At 65.7% G+C, this 23,717-nt stretch carries 20 protein-coding genes and 1 pseudogene; 12 read left to right on the top strand and 9 right to left on the bottom strand.

Annotated elements, in window-relative coordinates; all coding sequences use genetic code 11:
• The first annotated feature begins 11 nt into the window (after positions 1 to 11).
• The 3 genes from BMX36_RS08810 to BMX36_RS08800 are packed head-to-tail and all read left to right on the top strand — an operon-like array spanning position 12 to position 4,194.
• Complete coding sequence (locus tag BMX36_RS08810; protein ID WP_046408739.1) at positions 12 to 1,625, top strand: acyl-CoA synthetase; 1,614 nt, start codon at positions 12 to 14, stop codon at positions 1,623 to 1,625.
• Positions 1,622 to 3,226: a flavin-containing monooxygenase gene (locus BMX36_RS08805; RefSeq protein ID WP_046408738.1), complete on the top strand. Its 1,605-nt coding sequence runs from the start codon at positions 1,622 to 1,624 to the stop codon at positions 3,224 to 3,226. The genes BMX36_RS08810 and BMX36_RS08805 overlap by 4 nt, the downstream gene beginning before the upstream one ends.
• Positions 3,223 to 4,194, top strand: a complete 972-nt coding sequence (locus BMX36_RS08800) for an alpha/beta fold hydrolase (RefSeq protein ID WP_046408737.1) — start codon at positions 3,223 to 3,225, stop codon at positions 4,192 to 4,194. The genes BMX36_RS08805 and BMX36_RS08800 overlap by 4 nt, the downstream gene beginning before the upstream one ends.
• A gap of 5 nt (positions 4,195 to 4,199) precedes the next feature.
• Here the strand turns inward: BMX36_RS08800 and BMX36_RS08795 are convergent, their stop codons facing one another.
• Together BMX36_RS08795 and BMX36_RS08790 are read right to left on the bottom strand one after the other, a co-directional pair.
• Entirely contained in the window at positions 4,200 to 4,631 is a 432-nt protein-coding gene (locus BMX36_RS08795) for a PaaI family thioesterase (protein ID WP_052742494.1), read from the bottom strand.
• Positions 4,628 to 5,041 (bottom strand): PaaI family thioesterase, encoded by a 414-nt coding sequence (locus BMX36_RS08790; RefSeq protein WP_046408736.1) that lies wholly within the window; start codon positions 5,039 to 5,041, stop codon positions 4,628 to 4,630. The genes BMX36_RS08795 and BMX36_RS08790 overlap by 4 nt, the downstream gene beginning before the upstream one ends.
• A 113-nt stretch (positions 5,042 to 5,154) precedes the next feature.
• On the opposite strand from BMX36_RS08790, the gene BMX36_RS08785 reads away from it, so the two are divergent.
• The 4 genes from BMX36_RS08785 (at position 5,155) to BMX36_RS08770 (ending at position 9,351) form a co-directional block, all read left to right on the top strand.
• Positions 5,155 to 6,099: an MlaD family protein gene (locus BMX36_RS08785; RefSeq protein WP_046408735.1), complete on the top strand. Its 945-nt coding sequence runs from the start codon at positions 5,155 to 5,157 to the stop codon at positions 6,097 to 6,099.
• A gap of 124 nt (positions 6,100 to 6,223) precedes the next feature.
• A complete protein-coding gene (locus BMX36_RS08780) occupies positions 6,224 to 6,901 on the top strand; it encodes a TetR/AcrR family transcriptional regulator (RefSeq protein ID WP_231023661.1) in 678 nt (225 codons plus the stop codon).
• Positions 6,901 to 8,496: an ABC1 kinase family protein gene (locus BMX36_RS08775; RefSeq protein ID WP_085811333.1), complete on the top strand. Its 1,596-nt coding sequence runs from the start codon at positions 6,901 to 6,903 to the stop codon at positions 8,494 to 8,496. Before BMX36_RS08780 ends, BMX36_RS08775 begins: the two co-directional genes overlap by 1 nt.
• A gap of 180 nt (positions 8,497 to 8,676) precedes the next feature.
• The gene (locus tag BMX36_RS08770; protein WP_231023664.1) at positions 8,677 to 9,351 is read left to right on the top strand and encodes a sigma-70 family RNA polymerase sigma factor; all 675 of its coding nucleotides are present in this window, start codon (positions 8,677 to 8,679) and stop codon (positions 9,349 to 9,351) included.
• 371 nt (positions 9,352 to 9,722) lie between these two features.
• Here BMX36_RS08770 and BMX36_RS08765 read toward each other — a convergent pair whose 3' ends face one another.
• The 7 genes and pseudogenes from BMX36_RS08765 to BMX36_RS08740 form a co-directional block, all read right to left on the bottom strand.
• A complete protein-coding gene (locus BMX36_RS08765; protein WP_066780660.1) occupies positions 9,723 to 10,091 on the bottom strand; it encodes a response regulator in 369 nt (122 codons plus the stop codon).
• Positions 10,088 to 10,614, bottom strand: a pseudogene (locus tag BMX36_RS22110) (HWE histidine kinase domain-containing protein). Before BMX36_RS22110 ends, BMX36_RS08765 begins: the two are co-directional and overlap by 4 nt.
• Before the next feature lie 300 nt (positions 10,615 to 10,914).
• Positions 10,915 to 11,574 carry a PAS domain-containing protein gene (locus BMX36_RS22105; protein WP_066780665.1) on the bottom strand — a complete coding sequence of 220 codons (660 nt, stop codon included), beginning with the start codon at positions 11,572 to 11,574 and terminating at the stop codon, positions 10,915 to 10,917.
• 316 nt (positions 11,575 to 11,890) lie between these two features.
• A complete protein-coding gene (locus tag BMX36_RS08755) occupies positions 11,891 to 13,033 on the bottom strand; it encodes a TniQ family protein (protein ID WP_137862505.1) in 1,143 nt (380 codons plus the stop codon).
• Between the two features lie 12 nt (positions 13,034 to 13,045).
• Entirely contained in the window at positions 13,046 to 13,972 is a 927-nt protein-coding gene (locus BMX36_RS08750) for a TniB family NTP-binding protein (RefSeq protein ID WP_093064538.1), read from the bottom strand.
• Positions 13,969 to 15,648 (bottom strand): Mu transposase C-terminal domain-containing protein, encoded by a 1,680-nt coding sequence (locus BMX36_RS08745; RefSeq protein WP_093064536.1) that lies wholly within the window; start codon positions 15,646 to 15,648, stop codon positions 13,969 to 13,971. Before BMX36_RS08745 ends, BMX36_RS08750 begins: the two co-directional genes overlap by 4 nt.
• Before the next feature lie 230 nt (positions 15,649 to 15,878).
• Positions 15,879 to 17,546, bottom strand: a complete 1,668-nt coding sequence (locus BMX36_RS08740; RefSeq protein ID WP_093064534.1) for an alkaline phosphatase family protein — start codon at positions 17,544 to 17,546, stop codon at positions 15,879 to 15,881.
• A 46-nt stretch (positions 17,547 to 17,592) separates the two neighbouring features.
• Between BMX36_RS08740 and BMX36_RS08735 the strand changes: the two genes are divergently transcribed.
• The 5 genes from BMX36_RS08735 to BMX36_RS08715 all read left to right on the top strand — a co-directional run bounded on the left by BMX36_RS08735 (position 17,593) and on the right by BMX36_RS08715 (position 23,715).
• Entirely contained in the window at positions 17,593 to 19,626 is a 2,034-nt protein-coding gene (locus BMX36_RS08735; RefSeq protein ID WP_093064532.1) for a protein-disulfide reductase DsbD family protein, read from the top strand.
• A gap of 19 nt (positions 19,627 to 19,645) precedes the next feature.
• The gene (locus tag BMX36_RS08730; RefSeq protein ID WP_093064530.1) at positions 19,646 to 20,248 is read left to right on the top strand and encodes a thioredoxin family protein; all 603 of its coding nucleotides are present in this window, start codon (positions 19,646 to 19,648) and stop codon (positions 20,246 to 20,248) included.
• A gap of 164 nt (positions 20,249 to 20,412) precedes the next feature.
• Positions 20,413 to 21,894 carry a circularly permuted type 2 ATP-grasp protein gene (locus BMX36_RS08725; RefSeq protein ID WP_093064528.1) on the top strand — a complete coding sequence of 494 codons (1,482 nt, stop codon included), beginning with the start codon at positions 20,413 to 20,415 and terminating at the stop codon, positions 21,892 to 21,894.
• Positions 21,895 to 21,982: 88 nt separating this feature from the next.
• Positions 21,983 to 22,918 carry an alpha-E domain-containing protein gene (locus BMX36_RS08720; protein ID WP_066780538.1) on the top strand — a complete coding sequence of 312 codons (936 nt, stop codon included), beginning with the start codon at positions 21,983 to 21,985 and terminating at the stop codon, positions 22,916 to 22,918.
• On the top strand, positions 22,918 to 23,715 hold the full coding sequence (locus BMX36_RS08715; protein WP_093064526.1) for a transglutaminase family protein: 798 nt from the start codon (positions 22,918 to 22,920) through the stop codon (positions 23,713 to 23,715). The genes BMX36_RS08720 and BMX36_RS08715 overlap by 1 nt, the downstream gene beginning before the upstream one ends.
• The last annotated feature ends 2 nt before the right edge of the window (positions 23,716 to 23,717 follow it).

Genomic DNA, 23,717 nt, shown 5'->3' with positions numbered 1-23,717 from the left:
GAGCAGCAGGCATGACGCAGTGGAACCTGGGCGACATCCTCGACGCGATCGAGCCCGTAATGCCCCACGACGCCCCCGCGCTGATCCACGGCGACCGGGTCATCACCTGGCCCGAGATGGCGCGCCGTTCAAACAACATCGCGCGGGCGCTGCGTGCGCGGGGCGCGGGACCGGGCGCCAAGGTCGCCTTCTATATGCGCAACCGGCCCGAATACGGCGAGCTGATGGCGGCGTGCTTCAAGGGACGCCTGACCCACGTCAACATCAACTACCGCTATCGGCCCGACGAGGTGTTCTACATCTTCGACGACAGCGACAGCGAGGTCGTGGTCTACAGCGCCGAGTTCCGCGCCTGCATCGAGGAGCTGCACGGCCGGCTCGGCAAGGTGCATACCTTCGTGGAGATCGGTCCTGAGGCGGAGCGCGCCTCGTTCGCGCTGCCCTACGAGGCGCTCGCGCGGGAGGGCGACGGCGCGCCGCTCGGCATCGCGCGCTCGCCCGACGACGAGTTGTTCATCTACACCGGCGGCACGACGGGGATGCCGAAGGGCGTGATGTGGCGGCACACCGACATGCGCGAGGCGCAACTCGACGCGCAGCGGCTGATGGGGCCGACGCCCGCCGACCTTGCAGAAACCGCGGCGCTGACCGCGCGCGACGGACCGGGCCGGCGTACGATGCCCGCCTGCCCGATGATGCACGGCACCGGCTTCATCACGTCCATCGGCACGCTGATGAGCGGCGGCTGCATCGTGACGCTCGGCGGTGAATCGTTCGATGCCGACGAGCTGTGGCGGTCGGTCGATCGCGACCGCGTCGAATCGATCGCGATCGTCGGCGACGCCTTCGCCAAGCCGATGCTGGCCGCGCTGGATGCCGCGCCCGGGCGCTACGACACGTCCAGCCTCGTCACGATCGTTTCATCCGGGGTGATGTGGAGCCGCGAGGTGAAGGCTGGGTTGATCCGGCACATCCCGCAAGTCGTGCTGATGGACAGCTTCGGCGCGTCGGAAGGGCTGGGGTTCGGCCTGTCGGTCACCAGCGCGGCGGGCGAGACGGCGACCGCACGCTTCACCATCGGCGGGCTGTGCGACGTGTTCGACGAGCATGACCGGCCGGTCGTGCCGGGCAGCGGCACGCCCGGTTTCATCGCGCGTAAGGGCGCGATCCCGATCGGCTACTACAAGGATCCGGAGAAAAGCGCGAAGACGTTCCGCACCATCAACGGCGTCCGTTACTCGATGCCTGGCGACTGGTGCACCGTTGCCGCGGACGGGACGCTGACGCTGCTCGGGCGCGGCAGCGTGTGCATCAACACGGCGGGTGAGAAGGTCTATCCGGAAGAGGTGGAGGAGGTGCTGAAGACGCATCCAGCGGTCGCGGACGCGCTTGTGGTCGGCGTGCCCGACGAGAAATGGGGCCAGGCGGTGACGGCGGTGGTCCATGCCGCACCGGGGGCGACAGTAGACGAGGCGGCGGTGCGCGCTCACGTGCGCGCCGCGCTCGCCGGCTACAAGACGCCCAAAGCGATCGTCGTCACGGACCGACCGCTGCGCGCGCCGAACGGCAAGGCGGATTACAAGGCGGCGACCGACATCGCCGTCGCGGCAGTCGCTGCGCGATGACGGGCGTGCCCGACATCGACGCGCTGGTGATCGGCGCGGGCTTCAGCGGGATCTACCTGCTCGGGAAGTTGCGCGAGAACGGCTTCAACGTTCGGCTGGTGGATGCGGCGGCGGAGCCGGGCGGCATCTGGTACTGGAACTGCTACCCTGGCGCGCGAGTCGATTCGCATGTTCCGATCTACGAGTTCTCGGACGAGCGGGTGTGGCGCGACTGGACCTGGTCGGAACGCTTCCCAGGCTGGCGCGAGTTGCGTCGCTATTTCCGACATGCCTGCGACGTTCTCGACCTCTGGCCTGCAATGACGCTCGGCGTCAGGATGCGCTCCGCCGTGTTCGACGAACATGCCGGCTTCTGGCGAGTGGAACTCGCCGATGGAGAGCGGCTGACCACCCGCTATCTGCTACCGTGTACCGGCTTTGCGGCCAAGGCGTACATCCCGTCACTTTCGGGACTCGACAGCTTTGCCGGCCCGGCCCACCACACCGCCCACTGGCCGCAGGAGGGCATCGACTTTGGCGGCAAGCGCGTCGCGATCATCGGGACCGGCGCGAGCGGTGTGCAGGTCGCTCAGGAGGCGGCACGCGAGGCTGCGCAGCTGACGATCTACCAGCGCACACCTATACTGGCTCTGCCGATGCGCCAGCGCCCATTGACCGCGGCTGAGCAGGAGCAGGCCAAGCCCGGTTACCCCGAGATCTTCCGTCAACGCCGACTGAGCAGCGGCGGGTTCGAGATCCTGCGGCTCGACCAGTCCGCGCTCGAGGTGTCAAGCGAGGAGCGCACCGCGGCGTTCGAGCGGCTGTGGGCGGCGGGCGGCTTCCACTATTGGGTCGGCAACTACGCCGACATCCTGGTGGACGAGCGCGCCAACCGGCTGGCCTACGATTTCTGGCGAGACAAGGTGCGCGAGCGGATCACCGACCCAGCGTTGCAGGAGAAGCTCGCACCCAGCGACCCGCCGCATCCGTTCGGGGTCAAGCGGCCGTCGCTCGAGCAGACTTATTACGACATCTTCAACCAGCCGAACGTCGAACTCGTCGACCTGCGGGAAGAGCCGATCGAACGGATCCTGCCCGACGGCATAGCCACGAGCGTCGGTGAGCGCCGACACGACGTCCTGGTGCTCGCGACCGGTTTCGACGCAGTGACGGGAGGGCTGATGCAGATGGACATTCGCGGGCGCGGCGGGGCGACGCTGGCGCACGCGTGGGGCGAAGGCGCACGCACGCATCTCGGCTACGCGGTTTCGGGCTTCCCTAACATGGTGTTCCTCTACGGCCCGCAGAGCCCGTCCGGCTTCTCCAATGGTCCGACTGCCGCGGAGGTGCAGGGTGACTGGGTCGTCCGGTTCCTCGAGCATCTGCGCACGGGCGGGTGGTCCCGCTTCGAGGCCGAGCCGGACGCGCACGCGGCATGGGCGCGCCACATCGACGAGATCGCCGCCATGACGCTCTTTCCCAGGGCCGATTCCTGGTACATGGGAGCGAACATCCCAGGCAAACCGCGTCAGCTACTCAACTATCCGTCTGTGGTCGGCTATGCCGAGATCTGCGATGCGGTCGCCGAGGCGGGCTATAGCGGTTTCCGGCTGTCGGCATGAGCGCCGCCGAGGCTACCGGATCGTCGGACATCGACCCGATATGGGCCGAGGACGGGTCGCACCTGCCGGACTGGTTCGTCGATGCGCTGGCCGTTCCGCGGGAAGAAGGCTTCGTCACCGTAGAGGGCGCGCAGATCCACTACCTGCGCTGGGGCGACCGCGCAAAGCCGGGCGTGCTCATGGCGCACGGCTTTCTTGCCCATGCGCGCTGCTGGGCGTTTATCGCGCCGTTGCTCGCCGCGGACTACCATGTGGTCGCCTATGATCTTGCGGGCATGGGCGACAGCGACGCGCGCGTGGGGATCGATGGTGACGGCCGCGGGCGCGAGATGATCGCGGTGGCGGAGGCGACCGGGCTGTTCGACGGTGCTGCGCCGCCCGTGATCATCGGCCACAGCTTCGGCGCGGGGGTCGCGGTGACCGCGATGACGATCGCGGCCGAACGGTTCGCGGGCGCGATCATCTGCGACCTGATGATCATGCGGCCGGAGGCGCTTGCCGCCTACTGGCGTGGCGGACGCGGCAGCCCCGGCTCGGGCGACCCGAACAAGCCCGCCAGCCGGTATCCCGATTACCCGACCGCACGCGCGCGCTACGTGCTCGCGCCGCCACAGCCCGCGGGTGAGCCGTTCCTGATGGACTACATGGCCTATCATTCGCTCCGGCGGGACGGGGACGCGTGGACGTGGAAGTTCTCGCCCGCGGTGTTCGCGCGCGGCAACTCGGCGGACGAATGGATGACGATGGGTCGCCGTGTCGCCGCGGCGCCCGGTCGGCTGGCAATCATCTACGGCGAGCACAGCGCGCTCTTCGGCAGGGATTCCGCGGCATATCTGCGCGAACTGGGAGCCGGCGCGATCCCGATCGTCGCGGTGCCCAACGCGCGCCATCACCTGATGCTGGATGAGCCGCTCGCCTTCGCGACGGCGCTCAGAAGCATCCTTGCTCTCTGGAGATCGGCCCGCTGAACCAATCAGGAATGTCGGGTGTGATCCTCGTCTCCGGAGGATTGTCCGACGGCGAATTCCAGCTGCGCAAGGCACAGTTTTCCGGTTCCGTTTCGCTCGACGCCTTCGGCATGCACCACTGCGACACGACGCCCTACGCGCACCAGCGTCGGCGTCGTGCTGACTGCGCCCAGTCTGACCGGGGCGAGAAATTGAAGGTTCATGCTGATCAGCCGGCAGGACTGCCCTGGCGAGAGTGTGCGGGAGAGAGCAAGCTGTGCGGCCAGCTCAAGAAAGGACGCGATCGCGCCTCCATGCAAGGCGGGCAGAATGGGATTCCCGACAAGCTCCTCCGTGGGGATCAGCGTGAACGTTTCACCGCTTTGCGTCATCATGGTACCGAGTAGCTTCGCAAAGCCGTTCCGCCCGGTACTGGCCCCGATCGCGCCTTCGTTCATGGGGCGACAGCCCGATTGATCGAAAAGACGCCTTGGGCAGTCGCGATCAGGTGAGACGGATCTGTATCCCAGACTTCGGCGCGTACGAACGCACGGTGCTCGGTCGCGTCGTAGCAGTGAGCCCACGCCGTCGCGGGGCATCTCGCCTCGGCGGATCGCACATGGTCCACCTTCAGGTTAAGGGTGGAGATCGCCAGCCGTCTGCCCAATCGAGACATCACGGCAACGCCGCAGGCCTGATCGATGAGGCTCGTCAACACACCGGTCGCGAGCGCCTCCTCCTCGTCCGCCAGCTCCGCGTGCCAATCGACCCGGAGCGAACTGAGCCCGTCGCCGATCGAAACGAGCTCAAGGCCCAGCCGATTGCCCCACGGTATGTCGCCCGGTCGCAAGCTCAAGTCTCCAACCATAAAACCCCTCCCTGCCCAGACGATTCCTGTTCCCCGCCGCGTCCACAAGCCAAGCACAGGAAAACGGTACGGTTTACTTACAAACTTCTTCGCCTTAACGTCTGCATCCTGCGATGGAAACGCGATCCAACAAATTCCTTGTGCTCGCGGTCACCGGCCTTCTGCTGAGCACGCTTCTCGTCTTCACCCTTTGGCTTTTCGATGCGCGAAGTGGAGACGGAAACCCGTATCTCATCCGTTTCACCGGGAGCGTCGCCGGCCTGGAAAAGGGATCACCAGTGACGTTCTCGGGCGTCCCGGCGGGCCATGTCACGTCCATACGGTTTGACGGAGCTGATCCCTCAGCGGTTCTCGTCACCATCAGCCTCGAACCGGGAACCCCCATCGTCACAGGTGTCAAGGCAACGATCGCGCGATCCGCACTGGCAGGGACGGCCAACATCAGTCTCGACGGCGCAAAGTCCGGTGCATCCCCGATCGTCGCGACGAGGGTCGGTGAGCTTCCCATCATCCCCGCCAAGGAGGGTGGGCTTCTTGGCGGGGGAGGGGATCCAGTCGCGCTCGTGGACAAGATCAGCCGGACAGTCGACTCCGTGTCGCGCAACCTCGATGCCGCCCAACAGCAGCGGGCCAGCGATCGGCTGGCGGCGCTCGCGGAGAGTTCCGCAGGCTGGGCAGACAAGGCTGGAGCGGCATCTGACGCGCTTACCGGCGCCCGCGGGCGTGTCGTGGCCCTGGGGGACGCCTTGCAGCGATCCGGCGAAAGCGCCGAACGGTTGGGGAGCGCTGTGGTAGAAAGCCGCGCAACCGTCCTCGCCAGGGCGAACCGTGCGTTGCTGAATGCCCGTGGCGGAGCCGTGCGTCTCACGGCTCGCGTCGAGGCTGTTCGACCCACGATCCGCAGCGCGACCGTGAAAGAGGCCCAACTGCGTGAAACCGTTCGTTCAGCAAGGAAGAAGGCAGGCGCTGTCAGAGATACGGCCGTTCGCCTCGATCAGGAAGGGCTGGGTGTGGGTGCACCGTCCCTCCCGACCTACAAGCCGGGGTCGCGGCAGTGATCGACCGCGACACGATAGGACAACTCTGGTCGGAGAGCGGGCTGGCAGGCGAGGAACCGACCGTCCCGGCGTGATCCTCGTCAACGGGTCCGGATCGCGCTACCCTCGCTCCAGGAGAACGAGATTGAGCGATGACGAGAAGAAGAGCCGGCGCCCAGGGAAGATGGGCAGACCGACGACCGAGGACGCGCTCCGACTGACTTCGCATATCCTCAAGAGCGCCCGCGAGCTGTTTTTCCAGCACGGTTTCGACGGCGCCAGTGCCGACATGATCGCCGAACAGGCGCGCATCTCCAAGCGAACCCTGTACGCGCGGTTCGGCAGCAAGGCTCGCGTGTTCGAGGCTGTCATCCTGGACGAGATCGATACGCAGCTGCGCGCGCTCGAACCCTCCGGCAGCGACGAACCCGACATTGCATCGCGCCTTCGCGTCATCGCCGATCGCCTGCTCGAGTGGCTCCTGACGCCTCGGATCGCCTCGATGGAACGCGTCGTCATTGCCCAAGCGGTGCGTTTTCCTGCGCTCGCGGCGAACATCCACGACTTCGGCTATCAGCGGGCTGTCCAATGGGTGGCCTCCATCCTCGCCCATGCCGATGCCAAGGGCGAGCTGTCGCTGGCGGACCCGGTGTTCGCTGCCGAGCAGTTCGTCACGCTCGTCGTCGTCGCGCCCATGCGCCGCGCGGCGCTCGGGCTGTCTCCTCCCGCGTACGACGATGCAGCTCGCGAACGTATCTTGCGCGTGATTGATCTGTTTCTCGACGGCTGCCGTCCGCGGCACGTCGACAAAGGGACCATGTGATGCTCGTCAACGACGACGAGCCTCAACTCGGTGAGCGCGCGCGCCTTGCCGAACTCATCCAGATCATGGGCCGCCACGGGCTGAACGGCTTGGCCGCTCGCCTGGGTCTGCTGCCAGGTCGCTCGGAGCAGCCGGCAGACGTCTGTACGCCCGAGCGGGTCGTCGCGCTGCTGCGGGACCTTGGACCTGTCGCGGTGAAGCTGGGGCAGGTGCTCGCGACCCGTGAAGACCTGCTAGGGCCGGAATGGGTGCGTGCGCTGGCAACGCTGCAGGATCGCGTGACACCGCTGCCGTTCGAGGCGCTGGAGCCGACGATCCTGGCCGCGCTCGGCTCCCCGATCGAGGACGTGTTTGCGAGCTTCGGCCGCGACCCGATCGCCGCGGCGTCGATCGCGCAGGTTCATGCCGCCACCCTTCGCGACGGAACCGAAGTCGTAGTCAAGATACGCCGGCCGGGGATCGCGGAACGAGTCGATGCCGACCTTCGGCTGCTCCGCCGCATCGCGCGGCTTGCCGCGAGGCACTCGCCGGAGATACGGCGCCTCAAACCTGACGACCTGCTCCGGTTTTTCGCGGAGAGTCTGTCGCAGGAAATGGACCTCAGTGCCGAAGCGGCAGCCTGCGAGAGCATCGGGGCCTTCCTGCAGCCGCTCGGCGTCCGCACGCCCGCCTTCTACTGGGATCAGGTCGGGCGCCGGATCAACGTGCAGGAGCGGCTCAACGGCGTGCCAGTCCGCGAGATTATCGACGGGGCGCAGGAGGGGGGCGTGGAGGTCGCCGGCCGCTACGCGGATGCCGTGCTGCGGATGATCATCTTCAACGGCCGGTTCCACGCGGACCCCCATCCCGGCAACGTCTTTGTCCTTGCCGATCGCTCGCTCGCGTTCATCGACTTCGGCGCGGTCGGCGTGCTCAGCCCCGCCCGGAGGAACGAGGTCGTCACGCTCATCCTTGCGATCGCAAGCGAGGATACGCGGTCGGTCACGGACGTGCTGCTGCAATGGTCCGGCGAAACCGATGTCGATCGTCAGGCGCTGGCCCGCGACCTCGACGCGCTCACTGGGCGATTCCGCGGGGCGGTACTCCAGCAGATCGAGCTAGCCGACATCTTCGGCCGTGTATTCGCGCTGCTGCGAACCTACCGGCTGGCGCTGCCGCCCGATCTCGCCCTGCTGCTGCGCACCCTGTTGATCGCCGAAGGGTTCGTGCGACGGCTCGATCCCGGCTTCGACATCGCCGCGCGCGCCGCGCCGATCGCGCGCGAACTTCTGCGCGAGCGGATCGGCCCGGCCGGACTCAAGCGGGGCGGACGGCGGCTGGCGACAAGCCTTGGCCGGCTGGCCGCGGTATCCCCCGATTTGGTGACCTTCGCGGAGCGTGTCGCACGGTCGGGCGCGCTGCCGATCGAGTTGCACAAACGCGCAGTCTCACCCCCGGCCTCGCTCCGGCGCGCCGATCCCAACGTCCTGTCTGCCGGAATGCTGGTCGCCGGCGCGATCCTTCAGCGTGACCATGATGTTGTCGGCACGATATTGATGGCGTCAGCGGTATTGCCCGCAAGCTGGGCCTGGTTCGCGAGCAGGCGGAGGCGCTGACCTGCCATCGCCCGATGTGACGGATTCACGGTTTCTGCCTTCCGTCTAGCGCGCGCTGAGACCGCCCCTCGAGCTTCATCTGTGAACGACGGAACAATCCAGGGGGAGGGGGTGTTCTCTATAAGTAAACCGGCTGGTGTATAAACCGCACCCTGGTTAGATCGAACGAGGGCCTTGCGTGTGGAACAGCCGGACTACGAACAACATCCACTTGCCGAGGACTGGGCTGATTTCGGCGCTGCATTGAGCAACCTGATGCCCATGCTGGCAAGCTATGCACGATCGCTAGCCAGAAATCCTGATGCTGCACAGGATCTTGTTCAGGAAACCGTGCTGAAGGCGTGGCGCAGCCGCGCATCATTTGAAGCCGGTACGAACATGAAGGCGTGGACCTTCCGTATTCTTCGCAATTCGTTTCTGTCGCATGTACGTCGTCGACGCACGGTACAAGTGGGCGAGACTGCCGAACTCAACGACGTTCCGGTGGCGTCAAACCAGGAGTCGGTCGTGACGTTGAGCGATGTTCGCCGCCTGTGGCCACGCCTGACGCCCGAGCAGCAGCGGTGCATTCAATTCGTTGGAATCGAGGGCTTGAGCTACGAAGAAGCGGCCACGATCGAGCAGGTTCCTGTCGGCACAATCAAGAGCCGCGTGGTAAGGGGGCGGCAGATGCTGCGCGCACTCATGGATCACGCGAGCCGCGATGAGGCTTCCGGATCAGAACCTCAGATCATTGCGGACGATGCGATCTGTCAGGCCGAGCCGCCATCTATCGACGAGGTGCACACGAGACAGATCGAACTGCTGCAAAGCTGGCGGACGAAGCGCGCGGCCGATCGCTGTCTGGCAGCCTGAAGCGGTCGGCTCGCTCGATCCCAATGCGTACCCCAATCTTGGCACATTGGCCGGAGATCGTCGTGGAGTTGGCAATATCGAGCAAACAGTGGCCAGGCGCCTTGACCCGCAGCATCGAGAGCATCTTTCAACGAGCAGGGATGACCCGATAGCGCAGGAAGGCACCTGCGGGTTCAGCTTGGTGTGCAAGCGCCATTTCCTCCAAACTACCAAAATACGCCTGTGAAGCTGCTCGCCGGAAACGAGCCGCAGAAACGCATCATTCTCGGAGAACCACCGCCGCTTGGTTGGTGTCATAACCGAATGGATGCGCCAGGAATATCCACGGACGCTGTCGCCATGGAGGCAGCAGCAAGCCCCTTCACTTTCCATTACGCCGCTAAACGGTCGATCGTGCGTAGGATCGATCGTAAATCGAAAGGCTTGGGAATGAACGCCGCCCGCGTCGGCAGCTCGGACGGGTGCACCTTCACGATGCCGGACACCACCACCAGCAATGTCGGGGGATAGCGGTCGCGGACATAGTGGCCGAGCTTCATGCCATCCATCGATCCGGGCATGGCAACGTCGGTTAGCACGATCCAGATCGTGGCGTTCGCTTCCAGCAGCGCAATCGCCTGGTCGGCATTCTCGGCCTCGAAGCCGCGATCCTCGAAGAAGTCCACAAGGTCGTAGCGGATGAACGCCTCGTCCTCCATGATCAGGATGGCTCGCGCCCGCTCGGCTTGCTCGATGGTCATGCGCCGATCGCCTCGCCGGCACCTGCCAGCGGCGCTTCGATCCGGAACTCGGCGCTAGATACCGGGTAGCTCAACGTGGTATCGCCCCGGAAATAGCCACGTAGCGAGCGTTCGATCATGCGGGAGCCGAACCCCCGGCGGGTCGGCGCCGACACCGGCGGACCGCCCTGCTCCTGCCAGAGGAAGGAGAAGTGGGGGCCACCTTCCTCATCCCTCACTTGCCACTGGATCATCACCGTGCCCGTCTCGTTGCTCAACGCTCCATACTTAGTGGCGTTGGTCGCCAATTCATGCAGGGCCAAGGTCAACGCCAGAGCGGCTTGGGAGTTCAACCGGATGCGCGGGCCTTCCATCTTTATCCGGTCGCGTTGCCCGGCGACCGCCGTCAGGCCGGCATCCAGCACCTCGTGCAGCCCAGCCTCCTGCCATGACGATGCGGTCAGCACGTCGGTCGCACGCCCCAAGGAGGCGAGGCGGGAGCGAAGTCGGCCGATGCCTCCTCCGGCGAGGGCGCGTCGCGCATCGTCTGGCTGGCGATCGACTGCACCATTGTCAGGATGTTCTTGATGCGGTGCGCCAGCTCGCCATTGAGGAGCTGCTGCTGCTGGCGCACCTGCTCCAGGGCGGTGTGGTCGCGCGACACCGACAGGATGCGGGCGGTCTCCCCATCCAGCCCGGGAATGGGCGATACCGAGATGGACCAATGCTTGGCGGTGCCGAGGTAGGTATCGGCCGGCGCCTCGAAGTGCGTGGTTTCGCCCCGCTTGGCTGCCTCGATCGCCTCCTTCGCGTAGGCGGGTCCGCCTTCCTTGAGGAAGTTCGGTCAGGGGCATCCGGCGACGGCGTTGAAGTCGCTGACCTCCATCGTCTTCATGCCGCCTTCGCTCATGAAGGAGAGCGTGCCGTCCAGCTCCACGACCTTGATGCAGTCGGTCGAGGCGGCCAGCACGCTGCGCATGAACACCGCCGCTTCCTGCGCCTCGGCGGTCGCGGCGTCGCGCTCGCGCTTCGCCTTCACGCGCGCGGTGCTGTCGGAGGTGATGTTCATCAGGCCCGCGACCTCGCCTTCGTCGTCCCAGACGGGCGAGTAGGCGAAGTCGTACCACGTCTCCTCCGTGAACCCGTTGCGGGTCATGGTGAGCGGCTGATCCCGGAAGGCGACGCTTTCGCCCCGGAACACCCCCTCGATCAGCGGCTCCAGGTCAGGCCATAGTTCGGGCCATACCTCCGCGGTCGGGTAACCAAGCGCGTCGGGGTGCCGGCTGCCCAGGATGGGGGCATAACCGTCGTTGTAGAGCAGGATGCGCTCCGACCCCCAGATCAGGCACATGGGATGGAGCGAGGCAAGCATGGCATCGACCGAGATGCGAAGGGCCGCCGGCCAAGTGCTGCGCGGACCCAGGGGCGTGCGGTCCCATGCGAACGCCCGGGTGCGCTCGGCCATGTTCAACTCGGGCATGCTGATGGCGAGAGAGGCGTTCATTCGGGATGGCTCGTCCGGTGATCTCAACGGGCTAACCACTGCACGGCCTGCTTCCAGTTTAGGCGAACCCAAAACTTGAGGGAAGCGCCGGAACCAAATCATAGTTAAAGCGTGAACGCGCGCCGATGCATCCGTTCTTGTCCGCGATGCAGACAGAGCCAGGATATAGCGGAGTGTGAGGTAACGCATCCTCATTCAGAGGGATCGGGAACAAAGAAAGCCTCAGGAAAATTCCCTCGACTTTACATAATACATATTATCGAACTGGCTGATTAGCGTGTTGCTGGAGGGACTTACTGCCCTATCGCCGCCGAAACTACCCGATCAGCGACGTGCGTTCGCGTTGCCGTTGCTCGCGCTCGGCCCGCCACGCATTAAACTGCGCCAGAACGTCGTTCGCGTCCATACCCGTTTGTCGCTGATGGGCATCGACGCGGACGCGCAGGCGCGCAGGCCAGCCCGCACTGCTTCGGATCAGCAATGCCTGTACCCAGCGAGGCACATAGTTGAGCAGCTTTTCCAGCGTGAGGCGCTCGCGGAAAGGCAGATGTGCGCCCGACATCAGGCGGCTGACGGGCTCGTCGGCGAGGAGCGCTGCCACCGCGCTCAGAACGTGAGCTCGACCGGATGGCGAAAGCTCATAATAAGGCTGTTCGCCCCATGTGTGCGGTTTGTGCTCCGGCATGATCGGAAGCAAGGGGCAGTCGAACAGGTTGATGTAACTGGTCTTGAGGGCGCTTGGCGCCAGCAGCGCTCGGGTAAGATCGCGCAGCACGGTGAGGAACTGGCGGGCGGGCACAGGCTCCATCCCTGGCAAGCATGCGGGATGGCCGAGCAACGCGTTACGAACCTCCCCGTCGAACGCAAGTAGGATTGGAAGCGCCGCGGCCGTCTCCTCCGGCTCGAAATAAGCCGCTGGTGTCGGCTGCTCCCAGCGGCTCGCCCTGAGCGGCGTGCCGCAGTCTCCGCACACGAACTCGATGCTGCTCGGCCAGGTGAACCGCGGCGCGTGCTTTGGCCGACAGCGCCGACAATAATCCTGACGCCAAGCGCCATGACGATGACAGAAGACGAGCGGCAGCGCCGCCTCCGCTTCGAGATAAGCTCCGCCAGCCTCGTGCGCTTCGGCAAGGCAATGGTGGCACCAGGCCAGATCGAGATCACCTCGCGCTCGGCCGGAGCCGTCAGTGCTTGGCAACCAGTCCACCGCGAGCCCCCGCCAGCGGCGCTTGAGCCCGAGGCTGAGCACGACCTCCAACGCGACCCGCAGACCGGCTGCGACGCTTTCCGCCTCGTGCGGATCCCACTCGACATCCGGCCGCGCTTTCATGCTCGGACCGGCCGTCCATAGCACCTGCCGGAACTCGGCGACCGATACATCGTAGCAGGCCGCGGTCCGCCCGAGCCAGGACGACGGCAACTCGTCGGGACGAGGACGGGGCGCGATCGGCAGCGCCAACCCAGCCACGGCTCAAGCGACCGCCGCCTTCGCTCGCCCGCGGCCGCGGCGCTGAGCCAACGCCTTCATGCTGACGGAGGGGAGCACGAGATCGTCGGCGTCGAGGTCTCCTACCTCGATCCGCTCGGTGCCGTTCTCGATCGCTCGTACGGCCAGCGTTTCGGCGAGCCGGAAGATGCGGCCGGTGTTCCCATCGCTGAGGTCGAGGATGGCGGTGCGGCATCGCTCTTCCTCCAGCTGAGATGGCTTGCGTAAAGGGAGGATCGCAGCGAGCGTGACCATCAGCAGCCGAAACGGCTCGTCGTTCTGCCACCGGACAAGCTCGACCGCGTCGAACCGCTCGGCCAGTGCCGCATCCGTGAGCAGCGCCGCGCGCGCCTCGTGGTTGCCGGTGCAGACGAGCGGGATCTGCAGGTCGTTGGCTAGATAGCGAAGCGTGTTGAGGAAGACACGCTGCTGGCGCGGCGTGCAGGCCAGCATGTGGTTGATCTCGTCCAGGATCAGCATCCGAGCCCCCACCTGCCCCATGAGCCGGCGAGTGAGCTGCCGGGCTCGCTGAACATCGCCGCGACCCGCAAAGCCGGCGCCGAGTTTCTCGAGAACCTCGCCGTAGAACTCGCCATCGGTCGGCTGCGGCGGCAGCTGAACGGCCACAACCGGGATCGTCGCCGTGCCTGTCGCCTCGTTGAAGCCCCTCGGGTTTTCTGCCTCGAAGCGCTCGACGATGCGAGATTTGCCCATCCCCGTCTGCCCGTAGATCAGCAGACACGGCATACGGGTGCGCGGCGGGTAGCGCAGCATACCGTCCAAGGTCTTGCGCACGACCTCTGCTTTGGGAAAGCCGAGCCACCGATCCATTCGGATCCAGGCGATCCGCTCCTTGTCGGCCCACATCGCGCGCTCGCGGTACCCCTCGGCGAGATGGGACAGATCGCTCACCGGGGCATCTCCTCCACCAGATATGGAAGCGCCTGCCGATCACTCGCCCCATTATCTGTCGACCTTGGCAGAGTGGCAGGTTTACCCTGCTCGAGCGGGAGCTTGCCGCTGCTCCTGGCCCGGCGCGCGTCATTCAGCGCCGCCTTAGTCTTCTGAAGTGCGAGCCGTGCTGCCTTGGTCTTGTGAGCCGCTTCCGCGACGATCAGCCGCTGCGTCTCTACCGCCTGAAAGATCAGCGTCTCGTCTACGGCCTGCTGGCCGCGCTCGCGCAAGGCGCGAACCGCCTCCCTCTGTTCCCAGCGGGTGATCGCGGGACGCCGCAAGTCGCGGTAGGGCACCTCGAGGTGCTCACCGTGCGGCAGCTCGAGCCAGATGCGGGAAAGGTCGCGCGGATCCCAGCGGACTGGCATCGTCTGCCCGGATCGCGTGTACCAGCACGACAGCGCATCATGCCAATAATGCGTGTGGAACAGCTCGATGCCGTGCGGGGTCACTGCACGCAGCTCGCAAGGCAGGAAGTCAAACAGGAACGTGGCGCGATCCACCGGCAGGCGGCCCAGCTCCGGTCGGCGGTCCATCGCCTCGGCCCAAGCGAGCGCCGGCGGTATGCCGATCCCGCGGTGCCGTTCGGCGTGGTATGGACCGATGATCTGCGCGGCGAGCCAGACCTCCAACTCGCCCAGCGTCATGCACGCTTCACCCTCGGAGTCATAATCGCCGCGCTCCGCGACATTGGAGAAGGTAGTGCCGGGCAGAAGATGGACGGTGCCCATCACCGTCCCGATCAGCCGCTCGATGTGGCCACCGAAGTGCGGGCGACGCACCGGGCGGTATTCGATCGATATCGAGTGGGCACGGCAACCACGTTTCAAAGCATCGGAGCGGTGCTCGCGTGCATTGTCGAGATGCAGCCGATCCATGAGACCCTGATTGTCCCAAGGTGCCTTCATGCCGCGCTCGGCCAACCAATCGGCCTTGGGGAGAACGGCTTGACGCATGCACATGCCGACCGACACGGCCGAGGGTGCGAGCATATCGAGGTGGAACCCCGGTACCGTGCGGCTCGCGATATCAACCATCAGGGTGAGCCACGGCCGACCGATTGGCTTGCGATACAGATCGTCGACGACGATCACGTCGACCAGCGTGTGGTCCGATTGGACGAGCTCCAGCGCGTAGCTGGCGTTCAACACGCCTCGCGTCGGCTCCCATTTGTCAGCAGCGGCCTTCGACCCTTGCCTGCGCGCCATGACGGTCTTGGGAGCCAGTCTGTCCAATCGCGCTTGGATCGCCTTGGTGCTGGGCACCTTCAGCCCGATCTTCTGCCCCTCATGTCGGAGCCAGCGGCGGAGCGCCTGGACACTTGGCTTCTCGAGGGTGAGGTAACACTCCGCGATGCCTCGGGAGATCAACTGCTCGGCAGCAGATGAAAGCCGCTGCTCTCCCCTCTCCCGGCCCCGTGGGCGCGGCAACAGCGAGGCGGCGACTGGCGACGCCCGATAAAGCTGGAGAAGTTCGTGAAAACGGGCGCGACCGAGCCCGAGATGATCCAGCGCTTCGGCGGCTGCGTTGCCCGGGACGCGGGCCAGGGCAGCTAGTGGGCGGATGATCTTCTCGCGGCGGTGCGCTTCTGCCCAGTCAGCGTCGCTCGCCGTCTTCAGGTCCGCGGTTCGCATGATACGACGCCTCGGCTGATCCAGCTTGGCGAGCGTCCGCTCTTTTGAGGAGAATGTCCACTATTTCAGGAGTGGACGGACCCTAGGTGACGCTCGCCGTGTGCGTCCACCGATTCAGTACAACCGACACCCAACGAACCGCATAGCAAACGGCGTCGCCGTCTACCATGCGGGTTATCTCGTAAATGGTTGTATGTAGATGATCAGCGCGCGCCGCTCATCGGATCAGATCAGCGACAGGTGTCGCCCGGCCCGCTGTCAAGATCGAGGCATCGTCCGTCGAGCCCCTGAACCGGCAGATTGATCGTCGCCGCGAGGGTGGGTGCGATATCCACCGTTTCGATTGATTGCGGCTGTTCGAAGCCGACCATGCCCTTGCGCCAGAACAGGATCGGAACGCGCCGATCATAATCCCACGGGCTGCCGTGCGTCGCGACATAGCCTGGCCCGGGCTTCGCGATTCCTACCACACGCGGCTTCAGCATGAGCAGGAGGTCGCCGGAGCGTTCCGGATCATAAGAGGCGTGCGCGCGCTGAGCGAGCGTCCAGGTCTCCGGTGGGGTGGCCGGAATGGCTGCCGCGGTGATCTCCTCGCGCGTCAGGACCGCAGCAACCTGCGGAAAGGCGCGCAGCCGCTTTACCGTTTCGGCGATAACTGCCTGACGCCGGTTTGCCGGCACCGAATCGGCAACGTAGATATCGCCCTCCGAGCCGAGCAGGACCGGGCCGGCGATGCCGAGCTGCTTGCCGATCGCCTCTCCGATCGCCTTCACCGAAAGATCGGCCGAGACGCGGCTTTCACCCGGCATGGCACGCTGTTGTTGCCGCTCGGTCATGTCGTGGCCGCCATGATCCGCGGTCAGCACGACCTGATAGTCGAGGCCCCAAGAGTCGAGAACTGCGAAGAAGCCGCCAAGCGTCTTGTCGAGCTCTGCCATCTGCAGGCACATCTCGCCGCCGCCCGGGCCAAAACCGTGACCGACATAATCGGTTGCTGAGGCACCGATCGAGATGATGTCTGGCGCGCTGCCCTGACCCAGTTTCATGTCCTGGATCAGCCCGGCGGCAATCGCGAAGACCGCGCCGTCCAGCGCGGGCGATGCCCGGAAGGCCCGTGTGTCACCGGCAGCGCGCGCGAACCGGCCATTGCCGATCGTCTGGCCACCGACTTCGATCGGCTGCATCAGCGGGCGGCAGAAGGCGGGAACGGGAAGCGGCTCCTGCGGCTGGGCGATCAGCTTGGCCACAGCCTCCCGGCCGCGCTGAACCGCCGGAGGAACTGGTCGTCCGTCATAGGAGACGAAATCGTTGCCGCCCCAGAACCACACTTCGTCAATCTTGTGCCCACCCATCATGATCGCCGCGCGATCCTTGCCTGCGACGGACACGACTCGGCTTGCCGGATTGGCGGCCTTCATCATCTCGCCCAGCGTCGGCACCTTCAGGTGCAGATCAGAAGGCTTGTAGGTGGAGTGATCGGTGCCGGGGATCCGCTCGTCCTCGGCGCAATAGACCTCCTTGTCGGCGCGCGGGGCCTTCTGGTTGATCCAGTTGTTGGCGACGATGCCGGTATGCGCGGGGCGCATGCCGGTCAGGATGGTGGAATGGCCCGGGCAGGTCTCGGTGTTCGCGTGGCTCTGATAGCCCGAGGGGAACACTGCGCCTTGCAGCAAGCGGGCAAAGCCGTCGGTGAACCGATTGCGATATTGCGCAAAGAGGTCGGCGGAGAACTGATCCACTGAAATCGCGATGATCAGCTTGGGCGGCGTGCTCGGCGTCGTGGGCACGGCCGGCGCCGCAGGTTGCGTCGACTCCAGCGCAGCCTCCTGCGCGGCGGCGGGTGCGACGGAGAGCGGCAGCGCGATGGAGGCGAGCAAGGAGGCGAGCAAAGCTTTCATGACGGACCTTGATGCAAAGCGGGAGCGGGCGCGGTATGTCTGTGCCATGGCGGCTAGGCAAGCGTGGGTAACGGCGTTTCTTTTCGCGGTGATGGCATTGCTGTCGCCGCTCAGCGCGGCGCAGACGCGGCATGTCGCCATCGATCTGGTCGCCGAAAATGTGCGTCCGGCGGCGGGCAGCACGGTGACGCTGGCGTTCGACTCGCGGCCTGAGCCGCATTGGCATGGCTATTGGCAGAACCCTGGCGATGCCGGAGTGGAAACGCAGCTGAAGTGGACGCTCCCGAAAGGGGTGCGCGCCGGTGCGCTGCGTTACCCCGTGCCGCAACGGCTGATCGTCGGCGGCCTGATGAACTATGTCTATGAGGCGCCGTTCGCCCAGCTCGTGGACCTCACGATCCCGCCTGGGCTCGCGCCCGGTACCCGCCTGCCGATCGCGGTAAAGATCGACTATCTCGTATGCACGACCGAGATCTGCGTGCCGGAGACCCAGACGCTCTCGACCGAGCTCACCGTGGGTGACGGTGCCGGCGAGGAGACAACGCGCGCGCGCTTCGACGCGTGGCGACAGAAGCTGCCGCGGGCGCTCGGTGCCGCGGCGACATGGCAGTCGGCCAATGGCCAGTTTCGACTGGCCGTGCCTTTTCCTGCCGGTGCCGAGGCCAAGGACATCTACTTTTATCCACTCGCGGGCGGCGCCGTGGACTATGCCGCACCCCAGAATGCGGTGCGCGATGGTGACCGCATCATTCTCACCAGCAAGGCCGCCACTAGCCCCGCGACAGGCGCCATCAAAGGCGTGCTGGCGACCGGTGGGGGGCAGGGATTTCTGCTCACCGCGGCGCCAGGCACCGTCTCCGCTGCCGCCAGCACTGCGGGCGAGGAATTTCCTCTTGGCGGTGCGATGCTCGCCTTTGTCGGCGCCGTACTAGGCGGTTTGCTGCTGAACGTGATGCCGTGCGTCTTCCCGATCCTGAGCCTCAAGGCGCTTGGTCTGGCGCGCTCGGGCGAGACGGAAGGCGCCGCGCGGCGGGAGGCGCTGGCCTATACGGCAGGCGTGGTGTTGGTGTGCCTTGCGTTGGGCGGATTGTTGCTGGCGCTGCGGGCGGGCGGGGCGACCGTCGGTTGGGCGTTCCAGCTCCAGGACCCGCGGGTCATCGGCGTCCTGCTGTTGCTCGTGAGCGGCATCGCCCTGAACCTCGCCGGTCTATTCGAACTGCCCACGCCGCGCTTCGCCAGCCATGCCGGCACTGGCGGTGCCTTTGCCACGGGTGCGCTGGCGGCGTTCGTCGCGACGCCGTGTACCGGGCCCTTCATGGGCGCGGCCCTGGGTGCGGCGTTGGTGCTGCCGCCGCTTGCCGCATTGCTGATCTTTGCCGGGCTGGGGCTGGGCATTGCCTTGCCATTCCTCGCGATCGGCTTCATCCCGGCATGGCGCCGCCGTTTGCCGAAGCCGGGGCCGTGGATGGCGCGGCTGCGCCGGATATTGTCGGTGCCGATGTTCGTGACGGCGCTGGCGCTGGCATGGGTGCTCGGCCGGCAGGCGGGCGTGAACGGCATGACCTTGGGCCTCGCAGCGACCTTATTGGCCGCTTTCGGCCTGTGGTGGACCGGTCGGCGGCAACAATCCGGCCGGGAGCGCACATGGTGGCCAGCAATGCCCGCGCTGGCGCTCGCAACCTTGGCGGTCGTGCTGGTCCGCCCGCAAGCGCCGGCCGACGCGGCGCCGATGGAGCTTGCCGGCGCCGAGCCGTTCAGCGAGCAGCGACTGGCTGCACTGCGCGCTGAAGGGCGGCCGGTCTTCGCCTATTTTACCGCCGACTGGTGCCTCACCTGCAAGGTCAATGAAAAGGCGGCGATCGAGACTGACGCCGCGCGACAGGCCTTTGCCGAAGGCAAGGTTGCGGTGCTGGTCGGTGACTGGACGGATGGCGACCCGGTGCTCGGCCGGTTCATCGAAGCCCACAACCGCGCCGGCGTGCCGCTTTATCTGTGGTACCCGCAGGGCGCGGATCGGCCAAAGGTCTTGCCGCAATTGCTGACCAGCGGCATGCTCGCGGCTCTGCCGGAGGGGGCATGACGAACTGAGGAGAGGTAGGATGCGTCTGCTTATCCCATTCACCATCGCCGCCATGGCGGCAATCCCGGCCAGCGCCGATCAGGTCACGGGTCAGCCGGCCGGCAATTTCCGCCTCGTCGATGCGAACGGTCAGGCCGTGACGCTTTCGCAGTTTCGGGGAAAGCCGGTGGTGCTGGAGTGGAACAACCCCGGCTGCCCCTATGTCCAGAAACACTATGACAGCGGCAACATGCAGGCTGCCCAGGCCAAGGCGCGCTCCATGGGCGCCGTCTGGCTGACGATCAATTCTGGGGCGCCGGGCAAGCAAGGACATATGAACGGCGCGGAAGCCAAGGCGTTCGTCGCACGGGAAAAGGCGCAGCCGACGGCGTACCTCCTCGATCCGCAGGGCCGGGTCGGCAAAGGCTATGGCGCAAAGACCACGCCGCACATGTATCTCATCGATGCGTCGGGCAAACTCGTCTACCAGGGCGGGATCGACGACAAACCCACCGCGGACAAGGCGGACATCCCCGGCGCCCGCAATCACCTGCTGGTGGCGCTGACCGAGGTGAAGGCCGGCAAGAAGGTGTCCGTGCCAGAGGCGCGCCCTTATGGCTGTTCAGTGAAATACGCCGACTGACCGTCGACGCGGGCGGCGCCCACGGGCGTCGCCTGCCTCTTCCGGACGATCTACCGTTCATCCAAAAAACGCCGGCGCAACGCTTTTGGATGGTAGATGCTTGTGCGCTGCAACAATCTACAGCAGCATGCATCCGAAACGATCGATGAGGCGTTAACCGTCTGATGGGGATTCGGGCTTTCGACGAGATCATGGGCACAGGCGGCGGGAGCCGCCCTGAACTTGCAAGCCTGGCCCAATGGCTCGCCGATACGCCGGCTGACGAACTGCGCCGCCGACAGGAGGCAGCCGAAGCCACGTTTCGGCAGCTCGGCATCACCTTCGCCGTGTACGGGGACAATGATGCAAGCGAGCGCATCATCCCGTTCGATATCGTCCCGCGCGTCTTTCTGGCCGACGAATGGGCTCGGTTGTCTGAAGGGCTGGTTCAGCGCGTAGAGGCGATCAACGCTTTTCTGGACGATATCTACGGCGCGCAGGAAATCCTGAAGGCGGGGGTGCTGCCGGAGGATCTCATCTTCCTCAATCCGCAGTTTCGGCCGGAAATCGTTGGCATCCGTCCGCCCCACGGCATTTGGGCGCACATCTGCGGCATCGATCTGGTTCGTACCGGCCCGGACGAGTTCTTCGTCCTGGAAGACAATGCGCGAACGCCATCGGGCGTCAGCTACATGCTGGAAAACCGGGAGGCGATGGTTCGGCTATGCCCGGAGCTGTTCGGTCAGTTTCGCGTGGCGGCGGTGGACAGCTATCCGGATCGGCTGCTCGAGACGATGCGCTCGGTCAGTCCGCGCGGTTGCGGCCAGAACCCCACCTGCGTCGTGCTGACGCCGGGCCATTATAATTCCGCTTACTATGAGCACAGCTTCCTCGCGGACTCGATGGGCGTCGAACTGGTCGAGGCGGCCGATCTCGTTGTGGACGACGACGTGGTTTACATGCGCACGATCGCCGGCCGGGTTAAAGTCGACGTCATCTACCGGCGGGTGGATGACGATTTCCTCGACCCGCTCGTATTCCGACCCGATTCGATGCTGGGCGTGCCGGGGCTGATCGCAGCTTATGCCGCCGGGAACGTCGCCATCATCAACGCGCCCGGCAACGGCATCGCGGACGACAAAGCGATCTACAGCTACATGCCGGAGATTGTCCGCTTCTATTCGGGAAGCGAGGCCAAGCTGCCCAACGTGGAGACGTGGCGCTGCCGGGAACCGGAAGCGTTGCGCTATACGCTCGATCACCTGGACGAACTGGTGGTGAAGCTGGTCGATGGTTCGGGCGGTTATGGCATGCTGGTGGGGCCGACCGCGTCCAAGGGCGAAATCGCGAAATTCCGCGAGGTGCTGGAGGCGGAGCCGCATCGCTACATCGCGCAGCCGACGCTGGCGCTTTCCACGGTGCCGACCCTGGTCGAGGCCGGCGTGGCGCCGCGACATGTCGACTTTCGTCCCTTCGTGCTCAGCGGGGCGAAGGGCGTTCAGGTGGTGCCCGGCGGCCTGACCCGCGTGGCCCTGCGCGAAGGGTCGCTGGTGGTGAATTCCTCGCAGGGCGGCGGCACGAAGGACAGTTTCGTGCTGCTCGATGGCGGCAACAGGCAGACGCAGACAATGGGCGAGAACGGGATGACGCAGGAGCAGAGCCTGTGAGTGGCTCCCGCGCGCATACTGCCGGCGTCGCTTACCCGCATCCCGAGCAGCCCGCTTCGCCCGTGCCCCTTGCTGTCGGTGCTGGCCGATGCTGAGCCGGACTGCGTCTTCGCTCTACTGGCTGGGTCGCTACATCGAACGCGCCGACTTCATCGCGAGGCTGGTCGAGGCGACGATCCGCCTTGATGTTCTCTCCGCCCGGCCCGCTGGGGAAGCGGCATGGCTGTCCGCATTGACGGTGACGGACACGGAAGCGGCGTTCAAGGCGACCGGCGCGAGCCTGACGCGAGAGGCGGTGTCGCGGTTTCTGACGAGCGATTCTTCAAACCCGGGCTCGATCGTTCGCTGCCTGGACATGGCGCGGATGAACGCGCGAGCCGTGCGAACGGCGCTGACGCGCGAATCCTGGTCGGCGATCAACGGCGCCTGGCTGGTGTTCGACAAGCGGGTCAATCGTGCTGATCCCGATCGCACGCTCGCGCTTGTCGATGCGGTAAAGGCGGAAACCCGCGGGTTCGAGGGGGCGCTGCATCGCATGTTGCGCAACCAGACCACCTTGTTCATCCGCCTGGGCCAAGCGACCGAACGCGTGGACGACACCGCGCGGCTTCTTGACGTCAAATATCACCTGCTGCTGCCCAAAGGCGAGCAAGTCGGCGGCACCGTTGACCGGGATCAGTGGACAACCATTCTCCAGACGGTCTCTGCAGTCACCGCCTATCGCTGGCTCTACAATGACGGGCTGGTCCCGGCTCATGTCATCGACCTGCTGTTGTCACGCAGCGAACTGCCGCGCAGCGTGGCGGGCGCGATCGAGGAGGTGACGGAAGTGCTGACGCAATTGGCGAAGCGGACGGGCACCAATGGCGAGGCGGATCGCATGGCGCGTAGCCGGCACGCCCGCGCGACCAAGACGCGTGCCAGCGACGTGATCGTATCCGGCCTGCACCAGCATCTGCAGGCGCTGATCGCCGAGAACGATCAGCTTCACGCGGCCATAGCGCGCCAGTTCAAGTTCCACTGATGCGGCTGACCATCGATCATCGCACGGTTTACGCCTTCACCGCGCCGCAGGGCAGGATCGTGCAATTGCTGCGCATGACGCCCGGCGACACGCATGATCAGACGGTTGCCGAATGGCATGTCACGGTGGACTGCGATTCGCGCATGACCCGGCACCGTGACGGTTTCGGCAATGCCACGACGATGCTTTATTGCGAGGGTGCGATCGAGCGGATCGAGCTGACCGTTTCCGGTGAAGTGGTGACGAGTTCGTCCAGCGGCGTGTTGCACGGCGCCGCGGAACTGCTGCCGCCGCGCTTCTTCCTGCGCACAACGCCATCAACGGCGTCCGACGCGGCCATCGCCCAATTCGCTGCGAAAGAGGGTGGCGGACGTGACATTGCGGCCCTGCACCGGCTGAACCGTGCTGTGCGGGCGCGCTTCGCCGATGATCACGGGCGCCCTGTTCCAGGCCGCACGGCCGCTGACGCCTTCGCCCTGGAGGCACTGACCCCGCGCGACATGGCTCAGGTATTCATCGCTGCTGCGCGGTCCGCAGGGGCGCCTGCGCGCTATGTCTCGGGCTATTGCGATCTGGCGGGCGATCACCGGCCGACCCCGCACGGCTGGGCAGAGGCGCATGTCGACGATCTTGGCTGGATCGCCTTCGACCCGTCGCTCGGCCTGTCGCCGGAGGAGCATCATGTCCGCGTGGCGGTCGCGTTGGATGCCGCCGGTGCCGCCCCTGTCGCCGGATCGCGCCTTGGCGAAGGGGCGGAGCGGCTGGAGGTCGACGTTACGGTGCAGAGCGACGATTGATC

The sequence above is a fragment of the Sphingomonas sp. OV641 genome, assembly GCF_900109205.1.
Taxonomy (GTDB): domain Bacteria; phylum Pseudomonadota; class Alphaproteobacteria; order Sphingomonadales; family Sphingomonadaceae; genus Sphingomonas.
This window is presented reverse-complemented; position numbering and strand designations above follow the sequence as displayed.

Excerpts from the sequence above, each read along its gene's own strand:
- BMX36_RS08790 (WP_046408736.1), bottom strand. The coding sequence starts at position 5,041 with ATGGTTGGAGACTTGAGCTTGCGACCGGGCGACATACCGTGGGGCAAT.
- BMX36_RS08805 (WP_046408738.1), top strand. The coding sequence starts at position 1,622 with ATGACGGGCGTGCCCGACATCGACGCGCTGGTGATCGGCGCGGGCTTC.
- BMX36_RS08725 (WP_093064528.1), top strand. The coding sequence starts at position 20,413 with ATGGGGATTCGGGCTTTCGACGAGATCATGGGCACAGGCGGCGGGAGC.
- BMX36_RS08730 (WP_093064530.1), top strand. The coding sequence starts at position 19,646 with ATGCGTCTGCTTATCCCATTCACCATCGCCGCCATGGCGGCAATCCCG.
- BMX36_RS08740 (WP_093064534.1), bottom strand. The coding sequence starts at position 17,546 with ATGAAAGCTTTGCTCGCCTCCTTGCTCGCCTCCATCGCGCTGCCGCTC.
- BMX36_RS08745 (WP_093064536.1), bottom strand. The coding sequence starts at position 15,648 with ATGCGAACCGCGGACCTGAAGACGGCGAGCGACGCTGACTGGGCAGAA.
- BMX36_RS08720 (WP_066780538.1), top strand. The coding sequence starts at position 21,983 with ATGCTGAGCCGGACTGCGTCTTCGCTCTACTGGCTGGGTCGCTACATC.
- BMX36_RS08735 (WP_093064532.1), top strand. The coding sequence starts at position 17,593 with ATGGCGGCTAGGCAAGCGTGGGTAACGGCGTTTCTTTTCGCGGTGATG.
- BMX36_RS08715 (WP_093064526.1), top strand. The coding sequence starts at position 22,918 with ATGCGGCTGACCATCGATCATCGCACGGTTTACGCCTTCACCGCGCCG.
- BMX36_RS08800 (WP_046408737.1), top strand. The coding sequence starts at position 3,223 with ATGAGCGCCGCCGAGGCTACCGGATCGTCGGACATCGACCCGATATGG.
- BMX36_RS08765 (WP_066780660.1), bottom strand. The coding sequence starts at position 10,091 with ATGACCATCGAGCAAGCCGAGCGGGCGCGAGCCATCCTGATCATGGAG.
- BMX36_RS08795 (WP_052742494.1), bottom strand. The coding sequence starts at position 4,631 with ATGAACGAAGGCGCGATCGGGGCCAGTACCGGGCGGAACGGCTTTGCG.
- BMX36_RS08785 (WP_046408735.1), top strand. The coding sequence starts at position 5,155 with ATGGAAACGCGATCCAACAAATTCCTTGTGCTCGCGGTCACCGGCCTT.
- BMX36_RS08775 (WP_085811333.1), top strand. The coding sequence starts at position 6,901 with ATGCTCGTCAACGACGACGAGCCTCAACTCGGTGAGCGCGCGCGCCTT.
- BMX36_RS08810 (WP_046408739.1), top strand. The coding sequence starts at position 12 with ATGACGCAGTGGAACCTGGGCGACATCCTCGACGCGATCGAGCCCGTA.
- BMX36_RS22105 (WP_066780665.1), bottom strand. The coding sequence starts at position 11,574 with ATGAACGCCTCTCTCGCCATCAGCATGCCCGAGTTGAACATGGCCGAG.